Origin of the sequence: Chelativorans xinjiangensis (assembly GCF_009812055.1) — a bacterium.
Lineage (GTDB): Bacteria > Pseudomonadota > Alphaproteobacteria > Rhizobiales > Rhizobiaceae > Chelativorans > Chelativorans xinjiangense.
The window spans coordinates 18,391-40,204 of record NZ_WQNH01000015.1; the positions used below are offsets into that span (position 1 = coordinate 18,391).

A 21,814-nucleotide genomic window follows, 5' to 3' on the forward strand; every position below is an offset into this window, starting at 1 on the left:
CCCCTCCCCCGCGCGCGGGACGGCCGCAGATGGTGCCGCCACCATGCCCTACCCGCTCGTTCCAGAGCGTCAGCGGACCGCCGGGCGCCTGCGCCGCGCCTTCGCCCGCAAGCTTGCCATCTATACCGGGGTCGCCGCCACGTCGGCGGTACTCCTCTTCCCGCTCTACTGGATGCTGGTAACGGCGCTCTCGCCGCGCACGCGGCTGCGCGAATTCCCGCCGCGGCTGTGGCCGGAGGAGCCGCAATGGGACGTCTTCCACGACCTCCTCGCCACCCAGCCCTTCGGCCGCTGGATGTGGAATACGAGCCTTGTCGCGCTCAGCACCATGATCCTCTCGCTCTCGGTCTCGGTGCTGGCGGCCTACGCTCTCTCGCGCCACAAGCTGCGTGGCGGCCAGTCGCTCGGGCTCTTCATCCTGACGGCCAAGATGCTGCCGGCGACCCTGATGGTGATCCCCTTCTTCGTGATCTTCCGTTCGGTTGGGCTCGTCGGCTCCCTCTGGTCCGTGGTGCTGGCACAGTCGACGCTGATCGTGCCCTTCGCGACCTGGATGCTGAAGGGCTATTTCGACACCATCCCCGACGAGCTCGAGCAGGCTGCCCTCGTCGACGGCTGCTCCCCGCTCGGCACCATCTGGCGAATCGTGCTGCCCGTCGCCGCTCCCGGCCTTGCCGCCACCGCGCTCTACGCCTTCGTGCTATCCTGGTCGGACTTCCTCTATGCCCGCACGTTTCTCACCACCTCGCAATCGAAGTGGACGCTCAACCTTGGCATCGCCACGCTCAAGGGCGAGTTCATCACCGACTGGAACGTGATCATGGCGGGCTCGCTGATGGCCGCAGCGCCCATCATCGTCGTCTATCTCTTCCTCGAACGGTTCCTCGTCGGCGGGCTCACTGCCGGCGCGCAGAAGTGAGAGCGGTCCCATGGCCAGCATCGAATTCCACGGCATCACCAAGTCCTACGACGGGACCATGAAGGCGCTTTCCGATTTCAGCCTTGAAATCGAGGACGGCGCCTTCTGCGTGCTCGTCGGCCCCTCGGGCTGCGGCAAGTCGACCGCGCTCAAGCTGCTTGCAGGTCTGGAGCCCGCGAACAGCGGCCGCATCCTGATCGACGGTACGGACGTCACCGATCTTGGACCTGGAAAGCGCGACATCGCCATGGTGTTCCAGAACTATGCGCTCTATCCGCATATGAGCGTACGCTCCAACATGGGCTTCGGCCTGAAGATGCGCAGCATCCCGCGCGCCGAAATCGACCGCAAGGTGGAGGAGGCGGCGCGCCTGCTCGAACTCACCGACTATCTCGACCGCCGGCCACGGGCGCTTTCCGGCGGTCAGCGCCAGCGCGTGGCGCTCGGGCGCGCCATCGTGCGCGAGCCCAAGGCCTTCCTGATGGACGAGCCCCTTTCCAATCTCGACGCCAAGCTTCGGGTGCAGACCCGCTCGGAGATCGTGCGCCTACAACAGCGGCTCGGGGTGACCACCATCTACGTCACCCACGACCAGACTGAGGCGCTGACCATGGCTGACAAGATCGTGGTGATGCGCGACGGCGTGATCCAGCAGATCGGCGCGCCCGACGACCTGTTCCACACCCCCGCCAACATCTTCGTTGCCGGCTTCATCGGCTCGCCGGGGATGAACTTCTTCCGCGGCCCGATCGAGTTCGAGGGCGAGGCGGGCTTCACCCGTCTGGCGGGCGCCCGCGTCCGCCTTGCACCGGCGGCCAACGACCTCGCCGCGATCGGGAACGGCGAGGCCGTCTTCGGCGTGCGCCCAGAGCATATGACCGTCAACGGGAGCGAAGAGGGACTGCCGCTGACGCTCGCCCTGGTCGAAAGCCTTGGCACCGAGAAGATCCTGCATTTCGACATGCCCGGCGCCGAGCATGCGGTCATGTCCGGCGAGGAGAACGACTCCGCCCGGCGCAGCGGCCTTCTGGCGCGCGTGATCGACGACCGGCGCTACCGCGCGGGCGACGTCATCCGCATCGCGCTGCCGCCCGAGAAAATCCACGTCTTCCACCCGGAAACCCATCAGGTCGTCCCATGAGACCCGCCGAACTCAACAACGACAACATTGCCGGCCTTTTTCCGGGCGCCGGCACGCTGGTGAAGGGCCTGCAGATCATCGAACTCTTCGCCGAGGCGGATTCGCCCAAGACGTCCGCCGAGCTCATGAAGGCGACGGGCGTGCCGAAGGCGACGCTCTACCGCCTGCTCGCCGCCCTCGTCGAGTTCCGCTATCTGCACCACGACCCACGGCTCAGCACCTACAGCCTCGGGCCCCGCTTCATCGAGCTGGCGCGGCGTTCGCTCTCCGGCTTCGACCTGCGCTCGGCGGCAGAGCAGGAACTCGTGCGGCTTGCAACCGAGATCGGCGAGACCGCTTCGCTGGTGGCGCTCGACGGCGACAGCGTCATCTATATCGACACGCGCCGCGGGCCGCATCCGCTTGCCGTCGGCATCGAGATCGGGCGGCGGGCGCTCGCCGCCTCGGCCGCTTCCGGCCAGGCGATCCTCGCCGGCCTGCCTCCACACGAGGCGAACGTCCACCTCGCCGCGCTGTCCGACGAGGAGAAGGCGCACGCGCTCTCGGCCATGGCGATGAGCCGGGTGCGCGGCTATACGATCGCCCAGTCGCGCTCGATCCGGGGCGTCGTCATCATCGCCGCGCCGGTGCTCGGCGGGGGCGGCGGCGCCAAGGGGGCACTGGTGGTCACCGCGCTCGAAGACCGCGTCCCGCCGGAAAAGCAGCACACCATCGGCCGGGACCTGATGGAAGCCGCCCGTCGCATCACCGGCAACATCGGCGCGGCGGTCTCGATCACGCCGAACCCGAGGCGCAGTGCCCATATCGAGGAAGGACTCGTCTGCGTGCTGGCGGCCGGCGCCATCGTAGGGGAAGGGCCGGTCTGGAACCGCCGCACCGCCACGCTCGACTGGGTCGACGTGCTGGCGCCTTCGGTCCACGCCTACGATCCGGCGACCGGCCGCAACACCGGGCGCCAGGCACCGCGCCTGGTCTCCGCGGTGCTGCCCGCGGAAGGCGGTGGGCACGTGGCCATGACGCAGCAGGGGCTGGAGGCGCTCGACTTTTCCGCAGGGATGCTCACGCCGCTCCTCGATCCGGAGGCCCACCTGCCCGGCAACCGCTTCAACGACGCCAAATGCGACCGGCGTGGCCGGCTCTGGTCCGGCTCGATGAGCCTCGACGCCTCAATGCCGACCGGCTCACTCTACCGCTTCAACGATGCCCGTTCGGCGAAGGCGATGGACGGCGGCTTCCAGGTCTCCAACGGCCTCGACTGGAGCCCGGACGACCGCACCTTCTACTTCACCGACAGCGCGCTCGGCACCGTCTTCGCCTATGATTTCGATATCGAGAGCGGCGAGATTTCCAACCGCCGACCGTTCCTGCGCTTCGCGCCGGACGCGGGCCGCCCCGACGGGCTCTCCGTCGATTCGGAGGGTTATGTCTGGATCGCGCTGTGGGACGGATGGCGGGTGGCGCGCTACGCCCCGGACGGTCGGCTCGACCGCGAGGTCGACCTTCCCGTGCCGCGCCCGTCGAGTTGCTGCTTCGGTGGGCCGGACCTGAAGACCCTTTACATCACCAGCGCCCGCGTGCGGCTTTCCGGCAAGGCACTCGAGGAGGCGCCGCTTTCCGGCGGCATCTTCTCGCTTGCCGTCGACACCCCGGGCCAGCCGGCGACGGAGTTTTCCCGATGAGCGGGCGCTACCCGGAGTTCGAGGGCGCCGTCGTCTTCGTCACAGGGGCGGCCGCCGGGATCGGCCGCGCAATCGTCCGTGCCTTCCTCGCAGAGGGCGCCTCGGTCACCGCCCTCGACCGCAACGCCATGGGTCTCGAGGAGACGCTTGCCGGTCACGGCAGGGGCCGCGCCTTGCCTCTTGTCTGTGACATCACCGATCCGGACGCCCTCGACGAAGCGTATCGGCGCGCCGGCGCGCAACTCGGCTTCCCGAAAGTCCTCGTCAACAACGCCGGGCGCGACGATCGCCGCCCCTTCGAGGAGATCGGGGCCGAAGAATGGCGGGCGGCACTGGCGGTAAACCTCGACCACCATTTCCTGCTCGCCAGGCTAGCCGCGCCGGCGATGCGTACCAATGGCGGCGGGGCCATCGTCAACATCTCCTCCACGGCCTTCATGAAGCTCGCGCCAAACCTTGCGAGCTACCACGCGGCCAAGGCCGGCATCGTCGGCCTGACGCGAGGGCTTGCACGGGAGCTTGGCCCCGACCTCGTCCGCGTGAACGCGGTGGCGCCGGGCCGAGTGATGACGGAACGCGTGCGCGACAATCTGCTTACGCCGGAGTGGGAGGCCGAGACCAAGGCGCTGCAATGCCTGCCGGTGCTGATCGAGCCGGCGGATATAGCGGCGGCCGTCCTGTGGCTCGCCTCGGACGGCGCGCGAACGGTCACCGGCCAGACCATCATCGTCGACGGGGGCGTCGTATGAGTGCGCTCCCGGACGCCGTGCGCATCGAGGCAATCGCCCGGCAGACCATGCGCTGGCCGTTCCGCCTGTGGGGTTTCGGCGAGGCGATCGCGCTCGAGGGGCTGCTCGCCGGAGCTGACCTCCTGCGAAGGGAGGACTATCGGCAATATGCCGTGGCCCTATGCCTGGCGACCGTCGCCCGCGGCATCGGCAACGCCGATCACACGGCGCCGGGGCGCGCCTTACTCGCGCTCTACCGGTCGACGGGGGACGCGCGCTTTCTGGAGGCGGCGCGAAGGCTTGTCGCTCTGCATGAATCCTTCCCCCGCAATCCGGAGGGCGCGCTCTTGGTGCGCGCCGACCAGCCCGGCTGGCGGCACCAGATCTGGGTCGATTCCATGGATCTCATCGGTCCGCTCTTCTCGGAATTCGGCAAGGCGACGGGAGAGGATGCCCGATACGAGCAAGCCGTCGCGCTGACGCTCGCCCATGCACGCCTCCTGCAGGCGGAGAACGGCCTCTTCTTCCACGGCTACGACACCCATGCCGGCCCGAACGGCCATCTGTGGGCGCGCGGCAACGGCTGGGCCCTGCTCGGCATGGTTGGGACGCTCTCCGCCGTGCCCGCCGAAACGCCGGGGCGGGGCGAACTACTCGACCGACTGAAGGCGCTCGTCGCCGCACTTCAAGCGGCGCAAAGGCCGATCGGCCTTTGGACGACGGTGATCGGCCGCGAGGAGACATATGAGGAGACGACGCTTGCCGCCATGGCGGCATACGCCCTGCGCAAGGCCGCCCTCGCCCGCCTCCTCGACGAGGCCGCGCTCGAGCCGGTCATCGCACGGGCCAAGGCTGGCGTGCGCGCCCATATCGACGGTGAGGGACGGCTCGGCCGCGTCAGCGAAGCGACCCCGGTCGGCCAGCTTGCGACCTATGCGACGCGGCCCTTCGGCATCTTCCCATGGGGCCAGGGGCCGCTTCTTCTGATGGAGTGCGAGGAATGAGGATCACACGGGTCGAAGCCTTCGCGGTGCGGGCGAAACCGATCGACGAGAAGGTCTATTGGGGTGCGCGGGCCTGGGGTGCCGCCACCGACACAACACACATCTCGGCCGAATATCCGCCCAAGCAGCGCCGCACCTTCATCTATTCCGACCGGATCGAGACGGTCATCGTCCGCATCACCACGAACGAGGGCATCGTCGGCTGGGGCGAGGCGAAGGCGCCTGTGGCCGCGCAGGCGACCAAGGCGATCGTCGACCTGCTGCTCGCACCGCTTCTCGTCGGCACCGACCCGCGCGAGACCACGGTGCTGTGGGAGCGGATGTATGCCGGCATGCGCGTGCGCGGGCATCAGGCCGGCTTCTATCTCGAAGCGATCAGCGGCGTCGATATCGCGCTGTGGGACATTGTCGGCAAGGCCTCGGACAAGCCGCTGCATCTGGCACTCGGCGGAGCGTTCCGCAACCCGGTCCGGGTCTACGCCTCGGGATTGCCGGCCCTGCCCGGTGCGGCACCCGACGAAACCTTCGAGGACCTCGCGCGCCAGGGCCTCGAGCTGAAGGCCGCCGGCCATACGGCGATCAAGCTCGCGCTCGGCCGCGACATACCCGGCGACGTCCGCTCGGCCGAGGTGCTGCGCGAGGCATTGGGACCGGACTTCATCTTCTATGCCGACGCCGCCGGCTCCTATGATACCGCGCAGGCGATCCGCCTCGGCCGGGTGCTCGAACGGCTCGACTTCGGCTTCTTCGAGATGCCGATCCCGCCCGAGGACAAGACGGGCTACGCGGAGATCGCCCGCGCGCTCGACATTCCGCTGGCGCTCGACTCCCTGATGACGCGCCACGAGACGCTCGACTTCCTGCGCCGCGGCGGGCTTCGGCTCGTGCAGCCGGACGTCTGCCGCGCCGGCGGCATCACCGAGTGCCGGCGCATCGCCGAGCTGGCGGATGCCTTCGGGGTCGCCTTCGCGCCGCATGTCAGCATCGGCTCGGCGATCTCCTTCGCCGCTTCCGCTCATCTGGGTGCCGCCATGCCCAACACCATGACCTGCGAATACTGGATCGGCCGCAATCCGCTCGGCGATGCCGTTCTGCGCAGGCCGATGGAGCTTTCCGGCGACCGGCTACGCGCCCCCGACGGCCCCGGGCTCGGGCTCGACATCGATGCCGAGGCGCTGCTGGCCGAGGCGGAATAGCGTCTTCAGCCCCGGCAGTGCGGGGCTGCTTTTCATTTCGGGGCCCGGATACCGGCCGGACGGGAGTGCCTCCCTGGACCAGTTCATCGTTTCATGGAATTGATGAACTGGTCCAACTCGTTGTTTTGTTGCAATTCCGGACGGAAAACCGGTTTCCACTTTTCCTGGAATTACTCTAGCGGGCGATCTGAAATCGCGGGACAGGCTGATCGTTCGCGTCGCTTGGGCCGAAGCCTTGCGCGGCATCAAAGGCAGCTGCATTGCCGGCACCGAGCATGGCTAGAATGGAAGTGAGGACAGCAACATTACGCATAATAACCTCCAAGCCTTTGTTCTGACGGGAAGATGAACTCCTCGCCACCAGCCGGGCGCAACCATGCGATTGTCCGGCTGAACGGCAATCGTCGAAGAGCAGCGCTACGAGATGATTTCAGTGAGCCGAAACCCGGTTACAGATGAAATTGGACGTCGAGCCGCGGCAGGATAGCAAGTGTCCGGGCAGCGGCCGCGATTCGCGAGCCCATCGAAATCCCGCCACACTTGTCACTCTCACCCGGCTTCCGCCCCGCCTTATATTCCGGCTCGATCCTGCAACGGCAGGCAATAGCGACAATCGAGCGGGAGCCGAAGAATGGCAACGTCAGCAGCGAACAACGGAAGCGCAACGGCCGGCTGGCTCGCCTACGCCGCCTCGCCGACCTTCGCGCTCATGGGCCTGATCGCGGCGAACGATGCGGCCCGGATCGCGCTCTGCTCCGCAGGTTCGAGCATCCTGCCGATCGATAGCATGACCGCGATGTACCTGCTGATGAGCCTCTTCCACCTGCCGCCCTGGCTGAGGCTTGCTTCCACCGCTGGGCGCGCATCGAACCGATAACCAAAGGAGACCGACCATGAACCATCCGATCGTTTCGCGCGAAGAGTGGCTGACCGCCCGCAAGGCGCTTTTCGCCAAGGAGCGCGCCATGACCCACGAGCTCGACGCGCTCCGCGCCGAGCGCCGGCAACTGCCCTGGGTCAGGATCGAGAAGCCCTACGTCTTCGAAGGGCCCGACGGCGAGTGCACGCTGGGCGACCTGTTCGGCGGCCGCAGTCAGCTCGCCATCTATCACTTCATGCTGACGCCGGGCTCAGACCATATCTGCCCCGGCTGTTCGTACACCGTCGACCATGTCGACGCGGCACGGCAGCATTTCGAGCATGCCGACCTGGCCTTTGCCGCGGTATCGCGCGCGCCGATCCAGCGGATTAAGGAGGTCAAGAAACGGATGGCCTGGACCTTCCCCTGGGTTTCCTCGAAGGACAGCGACTTCAACTACGATTTCGGCGTGTCGTTCACGGAAGAGGATCGCGCCGCCGGCCGTGCGACCTACAATTTCGGTCTCATGCCCATCCGCAACAGCCCGGACATGTTCGGCGTCAGCATCTTCGTGAAGGACGAGAATGGTGACGTCTTCCACAGCTATTCGACTTATGGCCGCGGCACGGAGCTGCTGATGGGCGCGTTCAGCTGGCTCGACCTTACCCCCAAGGGCCGCAACGAAACCGGCGGCACCATGAGCTGGGTCCGGCTGCACGATGAATATTGAATCGGGCGATGCCTGGCTGTGACAAATGACTGAAAGTCTGCCCGCAGGGCTCTCAATTCAAGTTCAATGACAACCGACCGAATAGGAGACGAACGGTGGCTTTCGAATTTTCATTTCTCGGAAGCCGCCGTTCCGCTCTCGGCTGAAATGAGAGCGCGACGGGATTTATCCGCGCCAGCTTCCAGCGCCGCTCTACTGCACAAGGCAGCTAGGTCCTGGCCGTTCGCCGCAATGCCTGCGGTGGTAGGCCGAAGGCTCGCACGAAGGCTCGGCGCATACGTCCCGGGTCGCCGAAACCACTGGCTTCGGCAATGTGCTCCAACGGGGCGTGGCCCGTCTCTATCGCCATGCGCGCGAATTCAAGACGCATGCGTTCCACTGCCTTCGCGGGCGTTGTTCCCATTTCCGCAACGAAAGCTCGGGCGAAGTGGCGCGGGCTCATGGCCGCGCGATCGGCAAGCTGTTCGACGGTGAGCGGTTCGGCCAGATGCTCGCCCATCCACGCGATCAGTTTTGAGAACCGGCCGGTCCGTCCACCGAGCTCCACGAGGCCGGAGAACTGTGATTGGCCGCCGGGGCGCCTGCGATGGACAACAAGTTGCTGCGCCGTGCGACGAGCCACTTCCGGTCCGAGGTCGTCTTCGATGAGGGCAAGCGCCAGATCAATGCCGGCCGAAATGCCTGCGGAAGTCCAGACATTGCCGTCCCGGATGAAGATCCGGTCCGCATCCAACGTGACATTCGGATAGCGGCGCCTGAAATGATCGGTGCTTTCCCAATGTGTCGTGGCACGACGGCCTTCCAGCAGACCGGCCTCCGCCAATATGAATGCGCCCGAGCAAACGCTGGCAACGCGTCGCGGCTTGGCACGTTTGAGCCAAGCCAAAATATCCTGCAGGGCCGGCATCGAGCGGACGATTTCGCCGCCCGAAACGATGATCGTGTCAAAGGGGCCGTGCTTCAGCGGCTTTGAGGCGAGCTTCACCCCGGACGAGCTTTCCACCTCTCCACCGCCTGGTGCGAGCAAAGTGAGATCATAGCTTCCCGGACGAAACCGCTCGGCAATCTCGAAGGCTGTGGTGGGCCCGGCAGCATCCAAAAGCTGGAAACCGGGATGTATCACGACCGCAATGGATCGACGCATGGCAGTTTTTGCCTGATTAATGTCATTTCAGACAACACTGTGTGCCGTTAGATTGGGAGCGTCAAGACATGCATCGGTCAAGGTGGGAACGGGCCATGAACCTGAAGCTGGTGTTGTGGGGTGGTATTGGCGTCCTGCTACTTGCCGTTGCGGTGTTCGCCACCTGGGTGTTCTCACTCCCGCCTGCGAGGGCTGCCGCCGCGCAGCCGCCCATTTCCGCAGAAGAAGCGGTCGCCACCCTATCGGCCTTAAGACCGCCGAGGCGCGAGCGCCCGCTGATCGCGGTCATAGGCATCAACGATGCCACGGAGACCACCGACTATCTGATGCCATACGGGATCCTGCGGCGCGCCGACGTTGCGGACGTGGTGATGCTTGCGACGGGACCGGGACCGGTGAAGCTTTTTCCGGCACTGACGGTGGAGCCGGATGCAACAGTCGCGGAGTTCGAGGCGCGGCATCCGGAAGGCGCTGACTATGTCATCGTCCCCGCCATGAGTCGCGACGATGACCCGACGGCGCTCAATTGGCTAAAGAGCCAAGCAGCCAAGGGTGCGGTCGTCATAGGAGTGTGCTATGGAGCCCGGGTTGTCGGTGCTGCCGGGTTGCTCGACGGCAAGCGGGCGACGACCCACTGGTACTTCCTCAAGAAATTGCGCAACGACAATCCCACGATGCAATATGTTGCGGACCGGCGGCTCGTGGTCGACCGAGGCGTCGCGACGACTACGGGCATCACCGCGTCAATACCGATGATGCTGACCCTGATCGAGGCCATTGCCGGTCGCGACAAGGCGGAGACGGTCGCCCGCGACCTCGGCTTGAATGAGTGGGACGCGAGACACGACAGCGGTGCGTTCAAGTTGACGCGCCCCTTCGCCTTGACGGTAATGGGCAATATTCTCGCCTTCTGGAACCGGGAGCAACTGGGCATCGAACTGACACCCGGAATGGACGAGGTGTCGCTCGCGCTCGTTGCCGACGCCTGGTCGCGCACGTATCTGTCGCGCGCCGTCGCCTTCGCCGGCTCGGCAGACACGGTCGAGACCCGCAACGGCATCAGCATCATCCCCGATCAGGTCGCCACGGACTGGCCAGCGGAGGAGCTCGTTCCCGCGTTCGCGGATCGCAAGCCGGGGGAAGCGTTGGACCAGGCGCTTCTTGCAATCGGGGCCCGCTATGGAGATCGCACAGCCGACGTCGTCGCCACCCAGCTTGAATATCCAGGGCGGCAGACAGGGCGATGAAGATATCGGCCAACCTCAACGCACGGAGCCTCGCCGGACACTGCCGGGGAGGTCATTCCTCACCAGTTTGAGCCAGATTAACCCATTAGCATAGGATGCCAATCGGGGCTGCCACTGGTTGGGAGGCCTAACCATTCTTGCTGACCTCTGCCATCCTGGTGCTTTGCTCCGGTCAAGGCCCTATAGTTTTGTCGAATGTGCCGCGCCACGACCAAAGAGATAGTGTGTCAGCACGGCGCCGGAGCGCGGATGAAGCGGCTCCAGCGGAGGCCCGTTCTCGATGAGTGCCCGCGCCGAACATGGAGACACCGACATGACCAAAGCCGAACCCAAGGTAAGCCGCTTCCCCGTGCCGGAAATCGCAGACATGCCCGAAGACATCCGTGAGCGTATCCTCGCCGTGCAAGAAAAGTCCGGCTTTATTCCCAATGTCTTCCTCGTGCTCGCCCACCGGCCCGAGGAATTCCGTGCGTTCTTCGCCTATCACGACGCGCTGATGGACAAGCCCGGCAACCTGACCAAAGCCGAGCGCGAGATGATCGTGGTCGCCACCTCAAACCTGAACCAGTGCCAGTACTGTGTGATCGCACACGGGGCGATCCTCCGCATCCGGGCCAAGGACCCGTTGATCGCCGACCAGGTTGCGGTGAACTACCGGAAGGCGGACATCACCGACCGGCAGAAGGCGATGCTCGACTACGCGGTAAAGGTCTCGCGGGCGGCCTACGCGGTCGGCGAGGACGATCTGGAGGTGCTCAAATCGCACGGCTTCACCGAGGAGGACGCGTGGGACATTGCCGCCATTTCGGCCTTCTTCGCCTTGTCGAACCGGCTAGCGAACGTCACCGACATGCGGCCCAACGAGGAGTTCTACACGCTCGGGCGGGCCCTGCCATCGCGCTGACGCGCGCCCTCCTGCACGCCTGCGACGAGATGTTCCGAAGTGTGGTGATGGACAATCTCACGCTCATCATGTGCTTCTGCAAAGAGCGTGGCCTGGACCATCGAACGCGGAGGGGTGACGGCGGTATGGCCGGTTCGAATAAAGCAGGAGGCGTATCGCCTACACGGCTTTGCAGAGGCCGAATCCACAGAGACTTTCCGCGCTCATTTCGGCGGGGTAAGGTCCGAAGAAGGATGGAGGAAGCGGGAGAGCTAGGGGGCGCTTGGCTTCGGACGAATGAAAAGAAGCGCATTTGGCGTGGCAACGGAGCAAGTGGAATCATGATTAAACGCTACCTTGAAACAATCTCAATTGCCGGATCCGTTTTGATTGTCGCAACGGGCCTTTCGTTGGCAGAACCACTTAACAGCATGGCTGATGTCGGGGAGGCCATCGAGGGGTGTTGGAAGCCGTCGTCAAACAGCGAGGGCTCCTCTGTCACTCTGAGATTCAGCTTCAGGCGCGACGGCTCTCTGATTGGCCGCCCGGAACCTACGGCCATAAATGTCGACGGCGATGCTCAGGCTCGGCAGCGGTTCGTGAATGAGGCAATTGCAGCGGTCGAAAGCTGCGCCCCTTTGGATTTTTCGCCGACGCTGGCCGAGGGTATAGGCGGCCAGGTGTTCACCATGCGCTTTTCCGCACGCTCTTCAGAGCAACGCCCTCTCCCCGAGGATTGAAGTCTCACCGGCGATCGATCAGAAGAAGAAGGTTAGGAGCGCGTTTTCCGACGCAGCAATGCGAGGGCGGCCGCTTCGACGATGTTTAGGCCTCGGCCCGGCGGAGTTCCGCAAGCCGGGCGCGGGCCTCCCGAAGCAGCAGGCGGAATTCGCGCATCATGGCGCCTTCGATCGCGAAGGCGCCACCGGTGGGCACGGCACCCGGGTCTTCCTGATGGTCCTGGAACTGGGAATGCTCGTCCAGCGCATCCAGCAGGCCGTCGCCTTCCAGATGCGCGAGATGAGCAATGAGGAATGCCAGCGTCTCGCGCTGGGCGTTCAGCCTGCCTTCGAGCTCGTCATTTGCCAGATGAGACATGGGTCGGCCTCCTATCGCAGCAGAGCCGTCAGGCGGCCCCTGCTCCTATCCGTAGATGCGGTCGAGCACCCGGCGACTGCCGCGAGCCCGCCCCAATCGTCGGGGGGGCGATGCCAGGCCTTCGTGCGTGGTGCCATGGTAACGCTCGGCGATGAAATCGTAAAACGAGCCGGAGACTTTGCGCAATTAGGAGCGCACGCTCGATTCATCAGGCGCCCGTCCATTGGCCACGCCGCTGGAGAACTTCTTTGAGGAGGCTCGGACGGTCCGTCATAACGCCGTCGACGCCGAAATCCGCCACCTCATCCATCTCTTCCTCAGCATCGACCGTCCACACATGCACGTCGATGCCGAGAGCATGGGCGGCCTCAACGAAACGCGGCGTCACGACTTCCAGGGGACCATAGGTTCGCGGAACCTGCACAACAGGGAAGGAAAGCCTTCCGATATGAAAGCCCCAGCCGGCCAGCCACAGTCGGGTGACGCCAAAGTGGGCCGGCGACCAGCACAGATCCGGCCCCAGCATCTCCCGCAGCCGCTTCACCCTGCGCTGGTCGACGGATCCGACGCATACCCGGTCCAGCGCATTGCATCGGGCGACCGCCTCGGCAATCGGCGATACTGCCGCATCACTCTTGGGCTCGAGGTTGAAGTAGCAGTCTGGCCATACGGATAGCACATCTTCAAGCTTGGCCAAGCGGCCGCCGCCAAGCGTGCTCATGTGCTCAAGGTCCGACCATGCGAGCGCGCCAACCGGTTCCGGTCGGCCGGTCAAACGTTCCAACGTGTCGTCATGAAAGATGACGGCGACATCGTCGCGGCTGGCCTGTATGTCGGTTTCGATATGCCGGTAGCCAAGCATGATCGCGCGCTCAAATGCAGCCCACGTATTTTCCTCTGCCTCCTGCGCACCACCGCGATGGGCAATCGGAATCGGCCGGGGATGTTCTAGAAAGGGAAAGAGCGGGCGCTTCATCCAGTATTTTCCCCTGCGCGCTATAATATCGTGCGAGGACCTGCCGCGGCAACGCGTGGAGGAATTATTCATGCCGAAGACTTCTCCATCACGATCCCCAAGGATGCACTACCCAGGTAGGCGTACGACGCCTTTGTGCAATTGAAGCTTGGGGCCAGCCGCCGAAACCCGTGGCTATGCGCGATCAGGTTGGGCCAGTCGGCGGTCTTGGGATTGGCTGGTTCCAACGGCGCCACTACGCCATGCAGCGGGTGAGAGGCCCACGCTCTTCTTGAACGCCCGGCTGAAGGCCGCCTCGGATTCATAGCCGATCTCATGGCCTACCGTGGCTACCTTCATGGAGCTATCCGCAAGAAGGCGTGCCGCAATCTGCATGCGCCAGAGCGTCAGATACTGCATTGGGGCATGGCCCACGACATGGGTGAACCGTGCAGCAAGTGCTGCCCGCGACATACAGGCACGGCTCGCCAACTCGTTCAGCGTCCACGGATATGCGGGCTGTTCATGGAGCATGACCAAGACTTTGCCGATTGCGGGGTCGCGCAGGCCTGAAAGCCAGCCGGTCTCATGGGCCGGCAAGGTCTCCAGATATTGGCGCATCACCTCGACGAAAACCAACTCGCTCAGTCTCAGCCGGATGGACTCGCCGCCGACCCGCGGCTGGCGCGCCTCGGCAAGCGTGAGATCGATGAGACGGCTCAAAAAATCCTCACGCCCGTCGTGGGACCGCTTGATCCGCAAGAGGCGCGGCAGGGTGGAGAGCACAGGATTGAAGGGCTGCATATCGCAACCGAGAAAGCCGCAGACGAATTCGCTGTGTGGCTCGCCGCCGCCGCCTTCCTTCGACACGAAGGGCAGCCTGCCCGCCGCCATGTCCCGGAAATAGTCCATCGTCGCTTCGACGTCGAATTCCGGCGGCTGGTTAGGCTCGCTAAGCATCGAATACGGGTCGCCATGCGGCAGCACCAGCACGTCGCCGGCCTCGAACCACGTGGAGGCGACGTTCGGAATCCCGGCCCAGCCCGAGCCCTTCAGGATGATGTGATAGGACACGATATGCTGGGCGCCCGGCAGGATGATGGACGAAAACGCATCCGCGTGCGGCACCTCCACCCCCCAGGGGAAGGACGCGTCCACCAGGAAGAACAAGGCGCCCGTCAGCTTGACCGTGCGCAGGACGTCCGAAAGCGGATCGGTGCCATGCGTCCTGTACTGGGCGGGCGGCTCCACCGCCGTGTCCGACCGCTCCGCATCGAGCGCAGTGGACGATGCGGCAATCGACAAAGACGTATGGTCATGGGCCTGGATCATCCTCGAATTATACTCTGTGCGCACCGGCATATCCAACGGTTGTGCCCAGTTTGACGATGAGGGTGGAGGAAAGACCATGACCACGCTTGAGGAACTGCGCAGCCCTGCCGAAATTTATGACATCCACTTCGTGCCCGCGTTGTTTGCCCCCTGGGGGCCGGTCGTCGCCGCGGAAGCAGGGGTGCAGAAGGGCTACCGTGTGCTCGACGTGGCCTGCGGCACCGGCGCTCTGACGCTTGCCGTAGCCGAAATCGCCGGCCCTTCGGGCTCGGTTGTAGGGCTTGACGCCAATCCGGAAATGCTGGCGGTTGCGCGTCGCAAGCTCGTGCAGATCGAATGGCTGGAAGGGTTGGCCGAGGCGCTGCCTTTGCCGGACAACAGCTTCGACGCCGTTGTCAGCCAGTTCGGTTTCATGTTCTTCGAGGACAAGCCGAAGGCACTCGCCGAGATGATGCGGGTCCTGAAGCCGGGCGGCCGGCTGGCGGTTGCCGTGTGCGATGCGGTCGAGAACTCGCCGGGCTATAGCGCCTTCGCGCTGTTGCTCGATCAGCTGTTCGGAAAGGAGGTGGGGGATGCATTCCGCGCCCCCTTCAGTCTTGGCGATGCCGGACGGCTGTATGAAATCTGCAATGAAGCGGAGCTTGCAGGGGCGGAGGTTGTCCAGCACAATGGAAAGGTCCGCTTCAAATCGATCGATGCGCTGGTGTCAACCGAGCGCGCCTGCGTATGGACGCTCGGCGGCTTGCTGGCCGACGAACAGTTCGAGCGGCTTCTCAAGGAGTCGGAGACGGTGCTCACGCCCTTCGTGATCGACGGCGGCACGATCGAATTCGACATGCCATCACTCATCATAAAGGCACGGAAATCCTAGTCGAAGCCTAAAGTGAGAGGGCGAAGCCATGCTCCGCGACGGGTTGGCCCCCGCAAGAACCGGTTTCAGATGCGCCCGATGTAATCCATCTTGCCGAGCGGCACGCCCTTGTGGCGCAGCAGCGCGTAAGCCGTGGTGACATGGAAATAGAAATTTGGGATCGCGAAGCCCAGCACATAATTCCGGGCGGTGAATGTCATCGACCCCTGCCCCGTCTTCAGCACCACTTCGGCCTCCTCGCGCCCGTCCATCGAATGGGCCGGAACCGCCTTCAGGAAAGCGACCGTTGCCGCGATGCGCGTCTGCAGCTCGTCGAAGCTGGTCTCGTTGTCTTCCATTGCGACATTCTCGACCTGGCCGACGCGCATGGCGGTGAACTTGGCGGTATCGCTGGCGCGCTGGATCTGTGCGGTGAGCGGCGCCATATCGGGGAACAGCCGCGCTTCGAGCAGTTCCGCATGCGCCATGCCCTTCTCGTCCGCGAAAGCGCGGCCCTTTTCTAAGATTTTGCTGAGGTTTCCGAACGCGCTCAGGAACACGGGCACGCTGACATCATAAAGCGATAGCGACATGGGGTCTCCTTCGATCGCAGATGGCCTTGAACGGGTCGTAGACGATCTCCTTGAATTCATCCTGGGCAAAGCCATAAACGGAGATGACGAGTTTCTTGTCGGCTGCGGCCCCGCGACGACTGCCATCTGCAGCCCATAGACGGTATCGCAGGGAAAAGGTCGAAAAAGCCTTCATCAACCATCCGCTTTGCCCGCCGCGCCCCTCCTCGGCGGGCTGGAAGATGAAATGAACGGTCCCGGAAAAATACCGCGCCTTCGCCAATTGGCGGGCGGCGCCCAGAAGCAGGGTCGTATGGCCGTCATGACCACACGCATGCATCTTGCCGGCTACGGTTGATTTGTAAGACCGCTCGGCGGTCTCCGGCATGGCAAGCGCATCCATATCGGCCCGCAGTCCGATCGCGCGCGTGCCGTTGCCGACAGTCAGGGTGCCCACAACGCCCGTGCCGCCCGGCCCGCGATGCACCTTCATGCCGGTCTCGGCAAGGCAGTCAGCGACGATCCGGCTGGTTCGTTCCTCATCGGAACCCAGCTCGGGATGAGCGTGCAGATCGCGTCGCAAGGCAACCAGAAAATCCATATCCGCCTGCACATCATCCACACTTGTCATCAAAACACCCTTTCCTTCCTCGTCCCAACCCGGATAATGCGCCTGCCTTCGGCGCGCCCGTGAAGTCACCTTGTCCGGAAACGGAAACCCAAAGAAATCAAACGCATTTTAACGTGAGCTAATCTTGCAAACAATGACGCAGGCCGATTTCCAGAACCATCTATCTGCTTTCTGGCAGGAGATCGCGCCCGCCGGTACCCATGCGCCGCAGGACGGCCACCAAGTCTTCTACCCGGCGCAGCTGCCGGACGGGCGGCAACTGGCCCTGCCGATCCGGGTGCTTTCCTGCGGTGAGAAGGCACTGGCCTCGCTGATCGTGAACCAGGCAAGTTTCGATGTTGGCGATACACTCGCAACCGCGCTTGCAGAAAAGGCATCCATGTTCAAACCGGACATCGTCGTCGGCCTTCCGACACTCGGCCTGTCGCTGGCTGCGCAGGTCGCCCGCGCGCTGGGCCACAGCCGCTACGTGCCGCTCAGCACTTCGCGCAAGTTCTGGTATAGCGAGGACCGGTCCGTCGCGTCGCGCTCGGTAACCAGTCCCGGGCAGGAAAAACGCCTTTATGCCGATCCTCGCATACTGCCGCTCCTCAATGATAAACGCGTCTTTCTGATCGATGACGTCATCAGCACGGGCAGTTCAATCCTCTCCGGCCTGCGGCTCCTGAAACTCTGTGGCATCGAACCGGTCGCCATCGGCGCGGCAATGCTCCAGACGACACATTGGCAGAGCGCGCTTGCGGAGGAGGACCCCACGCTTCCCGAGCGTGTCATCGGCGTTTTCCGGACACCCGCCCTGGCACCGGCGCCCAATGGCGGCTGGTTGCCCGAGACACTATAGGAAAAGATCGCAAGCCAAAGCAAGAACGCACCATGAGCCAGACAATTCTTTCACGCCTTGTTCCAACGGAAGCCTTGCGCGACCTGCCCGAAGGCGAGTCGCCCCGGGTCACCAATATGGAGCTTTTCTTCGACCTCGTTTACGTCTTCTCGATCATCCAGCTCTCGCATTTCCTGCTGGAGCATCAAACGTGGCTCGGGGCGCTGGAGGCAGCGACTCTTTTCGCCGCCGTGTGGTGGGCCTGGAACTACACAGCCTGGGCGGCGAACTGGGTCAACCCGGATCATCGTAGCGGCCGGCTCCTCATGGTGGCGCTAATGGCCTGCGCGCTGCTCATGGCGATTGCGATGCCATCCGCCTATTCGGAGCGGGCCGGTCTCTTCGTCGGTGCATATATCGTCATGGCTTTGCTGCGCGCGGGCTATATGGCAATGGTGTTCCGCGGCCAACAGATGAGCCGCAACTATGCTCAACTCGGGGCCTGGAGCGGCCTGTCCGGCCTTTTTTGGATTGCTGGCGTCTTCCTGCCGGAGGCACGGCTCGGACTGTGGCTTGCCGCCGTCATTGTCGACTATGCGGCGCCCTATGCGGGTTTCTGGTTGCCGGGCATCGGGACCACGCCGATGGAATCCTGGCCGCTGCGCGGGCTGCATCTGCTGGAACGCAACCAGCAGGTCTTCATCATAGCGCTCGGCGAGTCGATCCTGCTTCTGGGCGGCATACTGGTCCGTCAGCCGTTGAGCGCGCCTGTGGTGTTGTCGGCAACCGCGGGCTTCCTGCTGATCGTCGCGCTCTGGTGGCTCTACTTCATGCATACGAGCGAGAAGGGCGAACACGCGTTTGCCCATGCATCCCACCACACCCGGCTGGCGCGTGCCGGGCTCGCCTATGCACACGGGATCATGGTCTGTGGCGCGATTGTTGTCGCGGTTGCGATCGAACAGATCGTCTCCCACCCGACAGAGGCTGTGCATCTGCCGACGGTGCTTATCGCCGGTGCCGGACCGGTCATCTTCCTGCTAGGCAGCGCAGTCTTCCACAGGACAATGGCGAAGCAGGTGCCACCGGCCTATCTGCCCGCCGCAGCGGTGCTTGGGGCATGGTGCTGGATTGCGTTTGCGCTGCACCTGCCGGGACTACTGCTCGGGGCAGGCGTGCTCGCGGTTCTCCTGGCGCTTGCCGGCACGGCCCGGCAAGCTGCTTATGGCCGGTAAACGACGCCAATCAATCCTACGAAGCGAAGGACTGTTGCGCGCTCCTGGCTCCGGTCCAACAGTATCTTCGCCCCACGCCGCGACAGCGCCGCTCCAGCTTTACATTTCTTTACATTCGCCCAGAACGCTCGAAACGTTGCCCGGTTAACTTCCCTCCATTGCAGCAGGTGCTGCGGAGTGAAAGGAAACCATTATGGAAAACGAGGACAAGAACTTGGCGAGCCTGACCACCGCCGGCGAACCCGCTTCGAGGAGCTGGGGCCGGCGCACAGCGATCGGCGGCCTCGCGGCCGTCGCGGTTGTCAGCGCGATCGGCTTTGCAGCCGCCCGCAGCGACGATTTCGGCTTCGGCATGGGCCGTTTCGGCATGGGTGGCCATATGATGCACGCGCATATGGGAGGTGGCGGCTTTATGGAACACCGGATCGGCTCCGTGCTCGACGAGCTCGAGGCGACGCCCGAGCAGGAAGACAAGCTTTGGGACATCATCGACAACGCGCGGGGCGAGATCAGGCCGACTTTCCAGGACTTCCGCGAGACGCGTGAGGAGGTTATCGAACTCCTCGGCGCACCGACCATCGACCGCGCCGCAGCCGAGAAGCTGCGCAGCGAGCGTATCGCGGCCATCGACGAGGCCTCGCGCAAGATGACGACTGCGCTCCTCGACGCCGCCGAAGTGCTGACGCCCGAGCAGCGCGCCAAGCTCGCCGAGCATTTGAAGGAGCGCAGGGGCCACGGCCGGTGGTAAGACTGACCCGGCCGGGCAACTGAACGGAGCGAGAGAGAGATGGCGGAACGGGTCCTGATCGTCGACGACGACACGCGCCTGTCCGCCATGCTCGCCGAGTACCTCTCCGCAAACGGCTACAGCGTCCACACCGCGGCGACGGCCACGGCCGGCCTCACCGACCTCGGCCGCCGCGCGCCGGACGCCGTGATCCTCGACGTCATGCTGCCGGATCTCGACGGCTTCGAGACCTGCCGGCGCATGCGCGCGGTCTCGGACGTGCCGATCCTGATGCTCACCGCCAAAGGCGAGGAGACGGACCGCATCGTCGGGCTGGAGCTCGGCGCCGACGACTACCTGCCCAAGCCGTTCAATCCGCGCGAGCTGCTGGCGCGGCTGAAGGCAATCCTGCGCCGCCGCAATGGTACGGCGGCGGTTTCGCGCATCCTGCGCTTCGGGCGGCTGGAGATCGATCCGGGATCCCGCTCGGTCAGGATCGACGGCCGCGAATGTGCCCTGACCAGCCACCAGTTCGACCTGCTCACAGCACTTGCCGAAAATGCCGGCCGCACGCTGTCGCGCGAGCAGTTGATGGACATGGTCAAGGGCGAGGAACTGGACGCCTTCGACCGCTCCATCGACGTCCACATCTCGCGCATCAGGGCGGCCATCGAGAGCGACCCCAAGCATCCGAGGCGCATCATCACCGTGCGCGGGGCCGGCTATGTCTTCGCCCGCTTCCAGGACGACGAGAGATAGAGATGCGCAGCCGGCTGTTCGTGAAAATCTACCTGACGCTACTGGCGAGCCTCGCCGCGGTCGCCGTCGCCAGCGCAGTGTTCTGGTGGCACGGACGGGGTGAGGAGGAGTCCAGCTGGCAGAGCCAGCGCGCGCGGTTCGTCGCCGCGCTGATCCCGCCCGACATGGACCGGCGGTCGGTCGAGGCGACGCTGGAGCGGCTTTCACGGGCCTTCGACGCCGATATAGCGGTCTACGACCCACACGGCAGGCTGATCGCGGGCGCCGGCGGGCCGCTCTCGCCCGACATCCTCGAGCAGCCCTGGCGCCACGGCCCGAAAGGCAACTTTCACACCATGGTGACGGCGTTGCCCGACGGCCGCGCAGTGGCCGCGCGCATGGAGCGGCCTTTCGGCCCGACCGGCCGTAATCCGCTCGCATATCTGGCGTTGATCGCCGGCGTTATCGGCCTCGCTGCCTATCCGGTGGTGCGTCACCTGACCCGCCGGCTGGAGCGGCTGCGCGGAGGCGTGGATGCCTGGGGCAGAGGCGATTTCGTGGCGCGCGTGCCGGAGGACGGAAGCGATGAGGTCGCGGCGGTGGCAAAGAGCTTCAACAAGGCCGCCGATCATGTCGAGCGGCTGATCAAGTCACACCGCGCTCTGCTCGCCAATGCCAGCCACGAATTGCGCTCGCCGCTTGCGCGCCTGCGCATGGCGATCGACCTCTATGAACAGGCGCCGGACGAGAGCCGCAAGGAGGAGATCATACGCAACCTCGCCGAGCTCGACACGCTGGTCGAGGAGATTCTGCTGGCGAGCAGGCTCGACCATGTCGAGAAGCTCGATGCGCCCGAGCCCGTCGACCTTCTGGCCCTGGTCTCGGAAGAAGGGGCGCGCAACGGCGTCGAAGTCTCGGGCACGCCCGCGACTGTCACAGGCGATGCGCGCCTGCTCGGCAGGCTCGTGCGCAATCTCATGCAGAACGCGCTGCGCCACGGCGGCCCACCTGTCACAGCCACTATCGCGCAGGCAGGCAGCACGGTGGAGCTCAGGGTCCGCGATCACGGCCCGGGCATACCGGATAGCGAGAGCGCCCGCGTTTTCGAGCCGTTCTACCGGCCCTCCGGGCGCAGCGAGGCTGCGGGCGGCTGGGGCCTGGGGTTGGCGCTGGTGCGGCAGATCGCCGAGCGCCACGGCGGCGCGGTCCGCTACAAATCCCCATCGGACGGCGGCGCCTGCTTCGTCGTGACGTTGCCAATGCATCGGCCGCCTGAAAGATGAACTGGAGTCGGTCTGTGGTTGGGCGTCTTCCCCTCACCCGCGC

At 64.7% G+C, this 21,814-nt stretch carries 22 protein-coding genes and 1 pseudogene; 17 read left to right on the forward strand and 6 right to left on the reverse strand.

Going from position 1 to position 21,814, the window contains the following annotated elements:
- The first annotated feature begins 88 nt into the window (after positions 1-88).
- From GM910_RS12125 to GM910_RS12160, 8 genes are all read left to right on the forward strand, one after another.
- A complete protein-coding gene (locus GM910_RS12125; protein ID WP_201285487.1) occupies positions 89-919 on the forward strand; it encodes an ABC transporter permease subunit in 831 nt (276 codons plus the stop codon).
- A gap of 10 nt (positions 920-929) precedes the next feature.
- Positions 930-2,060, forward strand: a complete 1,131-nt coding sequence (locus tag GM910_RS12130; RefSeq protein ID WP_159587814.1) for an ABC transporter ATP-binding protein — start codon at positions 930-932, stop codon at positions 2,058-2,060.
- A complete protein-coding gene (locus GM910_RS12135) occupies positions 2,057-3,739 on the forward strand; it encodes an SMP-30/gluconolactonase/LRE family protein (protein WP_159587815.1) in 1,683 nt (560 codons plus the stop codon). The genes GM910_RS12130 and GM910_RS12135 overlap by 4 nt, the downstream gene beginning before the upstream one ends.
- Positions 3,736-4,488: an SDR family NAD(P)-dependent oxidoreductase gene (locus GM910_RS12140; protein ID WP_159587816.1), complete on the forward strand. Its 753-nt coding sequence runs from the start codon at positions 3,736-3,738 to the stop codon at positions 4,486-4,488. The genes GM910_RS12135 and GM910_RS12140 overlap by 4 nt, the downstream gene beginning before the upstream one ends.
- The gene (locus GM910_RS12145) at positions 4,485-5,471 is read left to right on the forward strand and encodes a glycoside hydrolase family 88 protein (RefSeq protein WP_159587817.1); all 987 of its coding nucleotides are present in this window, start codon (positions 4,485-4,487) and stop codon (positions 5,469-5,471) included. Before GM910_RS12140 ends, GM910_RS12145 begins: the two co-directional genes overlap by 4 nt.
- Entirely contained in the window at positions 5,468-6,667 is a 1,200-nt protein-coding gene (locus tag GM910_RS12150; RefSeq protein ID WP_159587818.1) for a mandelate racemase/muconate lactonizing enzyme family protein, read from the forward strand. Before GM910_RS12145 ends, GM910_RS12150 begins: the two co-directional genes overlap by 4 nt.
- A 631-nt stretch (positions 6,668-7,298) precedes the next feature.
- Complete coding sequence (locus tag GM910_RS12155; RefSeq protein ID WP_159587819.1) at positions 7,299-7,544, forward strand: hypothetical protein; 246 nt, start codon at positions 7,299-7,301, stop codon at positions 7,542-7,544.
- Between the two features lie 16 nt (positions 7,545-7,560).
- Positions 7,561-8,256 (forward strand): DUF899 domain-containing protein, encoded by a 696-nt coding sequence (locus tag GM910_RS12160; protein ID WP_159587820.1) that lies wholly within the window; start codon positions 7,561-7,563, stop codon positions 8,254-8,256.
- Positions 8,257-8,464: 208 nt separating this feature from the next.
- Here the strand turns inward: GM910_RS12160 and GM910_RS12165 are convergent, their stop codons facing one another.
- Positions 8,465-9,400 (reverse strand): GlxA family transcriptional regulator, encoded by a 936-nt coding sequence (locus tag GM910_RS12165; protein ID WP_159587821.1) that lies wholly within the window; start codon positions 9,398-9,400, stop codon positions 8,465-8,467.
- A 95-nt stretch (positions 9,401-9,495) separates the two neighbouring features.
- Here GM910_RS12165 and GM910_RS12170 point away from each other — a divergent pair, with 95 nt between their 5' ends.
- The 3 genes from GM910_RS12170 (at position 9,496) to GM910_RS12180 (ending at position 12,270) form a co-directional block, all read left to right on the forward strand.
- Positions 9,496-10,647, forward strand: a complete 1,152-nt coding sequence (locus GM910_RS12170; protein WP_159587822.1) for a DJ-1/PfpI family protein — start codon at positions 9,496-9,498, stop codon at positions 10,645-10,647.
- Positions 10,648-10,960: 313 nt separating this feature from the next.
- Entirely contained in the window at positions 10,961-11,551 is a 591-nt protein-coding gene (locus tag GM910_RS12175; protein WP_159587823.1) for a peroxidase-related enzyme, read from the forward strand.
- Positions 11,552-11,871: 320 nt separating this feature from the next.
- Complete coding sequence (locus tag GM910_RS12180) at positions 11,872-12,270, forward strand: hypothetical protein (protein ID WP_159587824.1); 399 nt, start codon at positions 11,872-11,874, stop codon at positions 12,268-12,270.
- An 85-nt stretch (positions 12,271-12,355) separates the two neighbouring features.
- Here GM910_RS12180 and GM910_RS12185 read toward each other — a convergent pair whose 3' ends face one another.
- From GM910_RS12185 to GM910_RS12195, 3 genes are all read right to left on the reverse strand, one after another.
- Complete coding sequence (locus tag GM910_RS12185; protein ID WP_159587825.1) at positions 12,356-12,628, reverse strand: hypothetical protein; 273 nt, start codon at positions 12,626-12,628, stop codon at positions 12,356-12,358.
- 208 nt (positions 12,629-12,836) lie between these two features.
- Entirely contained in the window at positions 12,837-13,604 is a 768-nt protein-coding gene (locus GM910_RS12190; RefSeq protein WP_159587826.1) for a glycerophosphodiester phosphodiesterase family protein, read from the reverse strand.
- Positions 13,605-13,778: 174 nt separating this feature from the next.
- Complete coding sequence (locus GM910_RS12195) at positions 13,779-14,915, reverse strand: AraC family transcriptional regulator (RefSeq protein WP_159587827.1); 1,137 nt, start codon at positions 14,913-14,915, stop codon at positions 13,779-13,781.
- A 76-nt stretch (positions 14,916-14,991) separates the two neighbouring features.
- Here GM910_RS12195 and GM910_RS12200 point away from each other — a divergent pair, with 76 nt between their 5' ends.
- Positions 14,992-15,786 carry a class I SAM-dependent methyltransferase gene (locus GM910_RS12200; RefSeq protein ID WP_159587828.1) on the forward strand — a complete coding sequence of 265 codons (795 nt, stop codon included), beginning with the start codon at positions 14,992-14,994 and terminating at the stop codon, positions 15,784-15,786.
- Positions 15,787-15,851: 65 nt separating this feature from the next.
- Here the strand turns inward: GM910_RS12200 and GM910_RS12205 are convergent, their stop codons facing one another.
- Together GM910_RS12205 and GM910_RS12210 are read right to left on the reverse strand one after the other, a co-directional pair.
- Positions 15,852-16,358, reverse strand: a complete 507-nt coding sequence (locus GM910_RS12205; RefSeq protein ID WP_159587874.1) for a DUF1993 domain-containing protein — start codon at positions 16,356-16,358, stop codon at positions 15,852-15,854.
- 84 nt (positions 16,359-16,442) lie between these two features.
- Positions 16,443-16,968 (reverse strand): annotated as a pseudogene (locus GM910_RS12210) (amidohydrolase); the annotation flags it as partial.
- Between the two features lie 133 nt (positions 16,969-17,101).
- Here GM910_RS12210 and GM910_RS12215 point away from each other — a divergent pair.
- The 5 genes from GM910_RS12215 to GM910_RS12235 all read left to right on the forward strand — a co-directional run bounded on the left by GM910_RS12215 (position 17,102) and on the right by GM910_RS12235 (position 21,771).
- A complete protein-coding gene (locus tag GM910_RS12215; protein ID WP_159587829.1) occupies positions 17,102-17,809 on the forward strand; it encodes a phosphoribosyltransferase in 708 nt (235 codons plus the stop codon).
- A 74-nt stretch (positions 17,810-17,883) separates the two neighbouring features.
- Positions 17,884-19,023, forward strand: a complete 1,140-nt coding sequence (locus tag GM910_RS12220; protein ID WP_246226051.1) for a low temperature requirement protein A — start codon at positions 17,884-17,886, stop codon at positions 19,021-19,023.
- A gap of 193 nt (positions 19,024-19,216) precedes the next feature.
- Entirely contained in the window at positions 19,217-19,771 is a 555-nt protein-coding gene (locus tag GM910_RS12225; protein ID WP_159587831.1) for a Spy/CpxP family protein refolding chaperone, read from the forward strand.
- Between the two features lie 39 nt (positions 19,772-19,810).
- Complete coding sequence (locus GM910_RS12230; protein WP_159587832.1) at positions 19,811-20,509, forward strand: response regulator; 699 nt, start codon at positions 19,811-19,813, stop codon at positions 20,507-20,509.
- 2 nt (positions 20,510-20,511) lie between these two features.
- A complete protein-coding gene (locus GM910_RS12235) occupies positions 20,512-21,771 on the forward strand; it encodes a sensor histidine kinase (protein WP_159587833.1) in 1,260 nt (419 codons plus the stop codon).
- Positions 21,772-21,814: the final 43 nt, after the last annotated feature.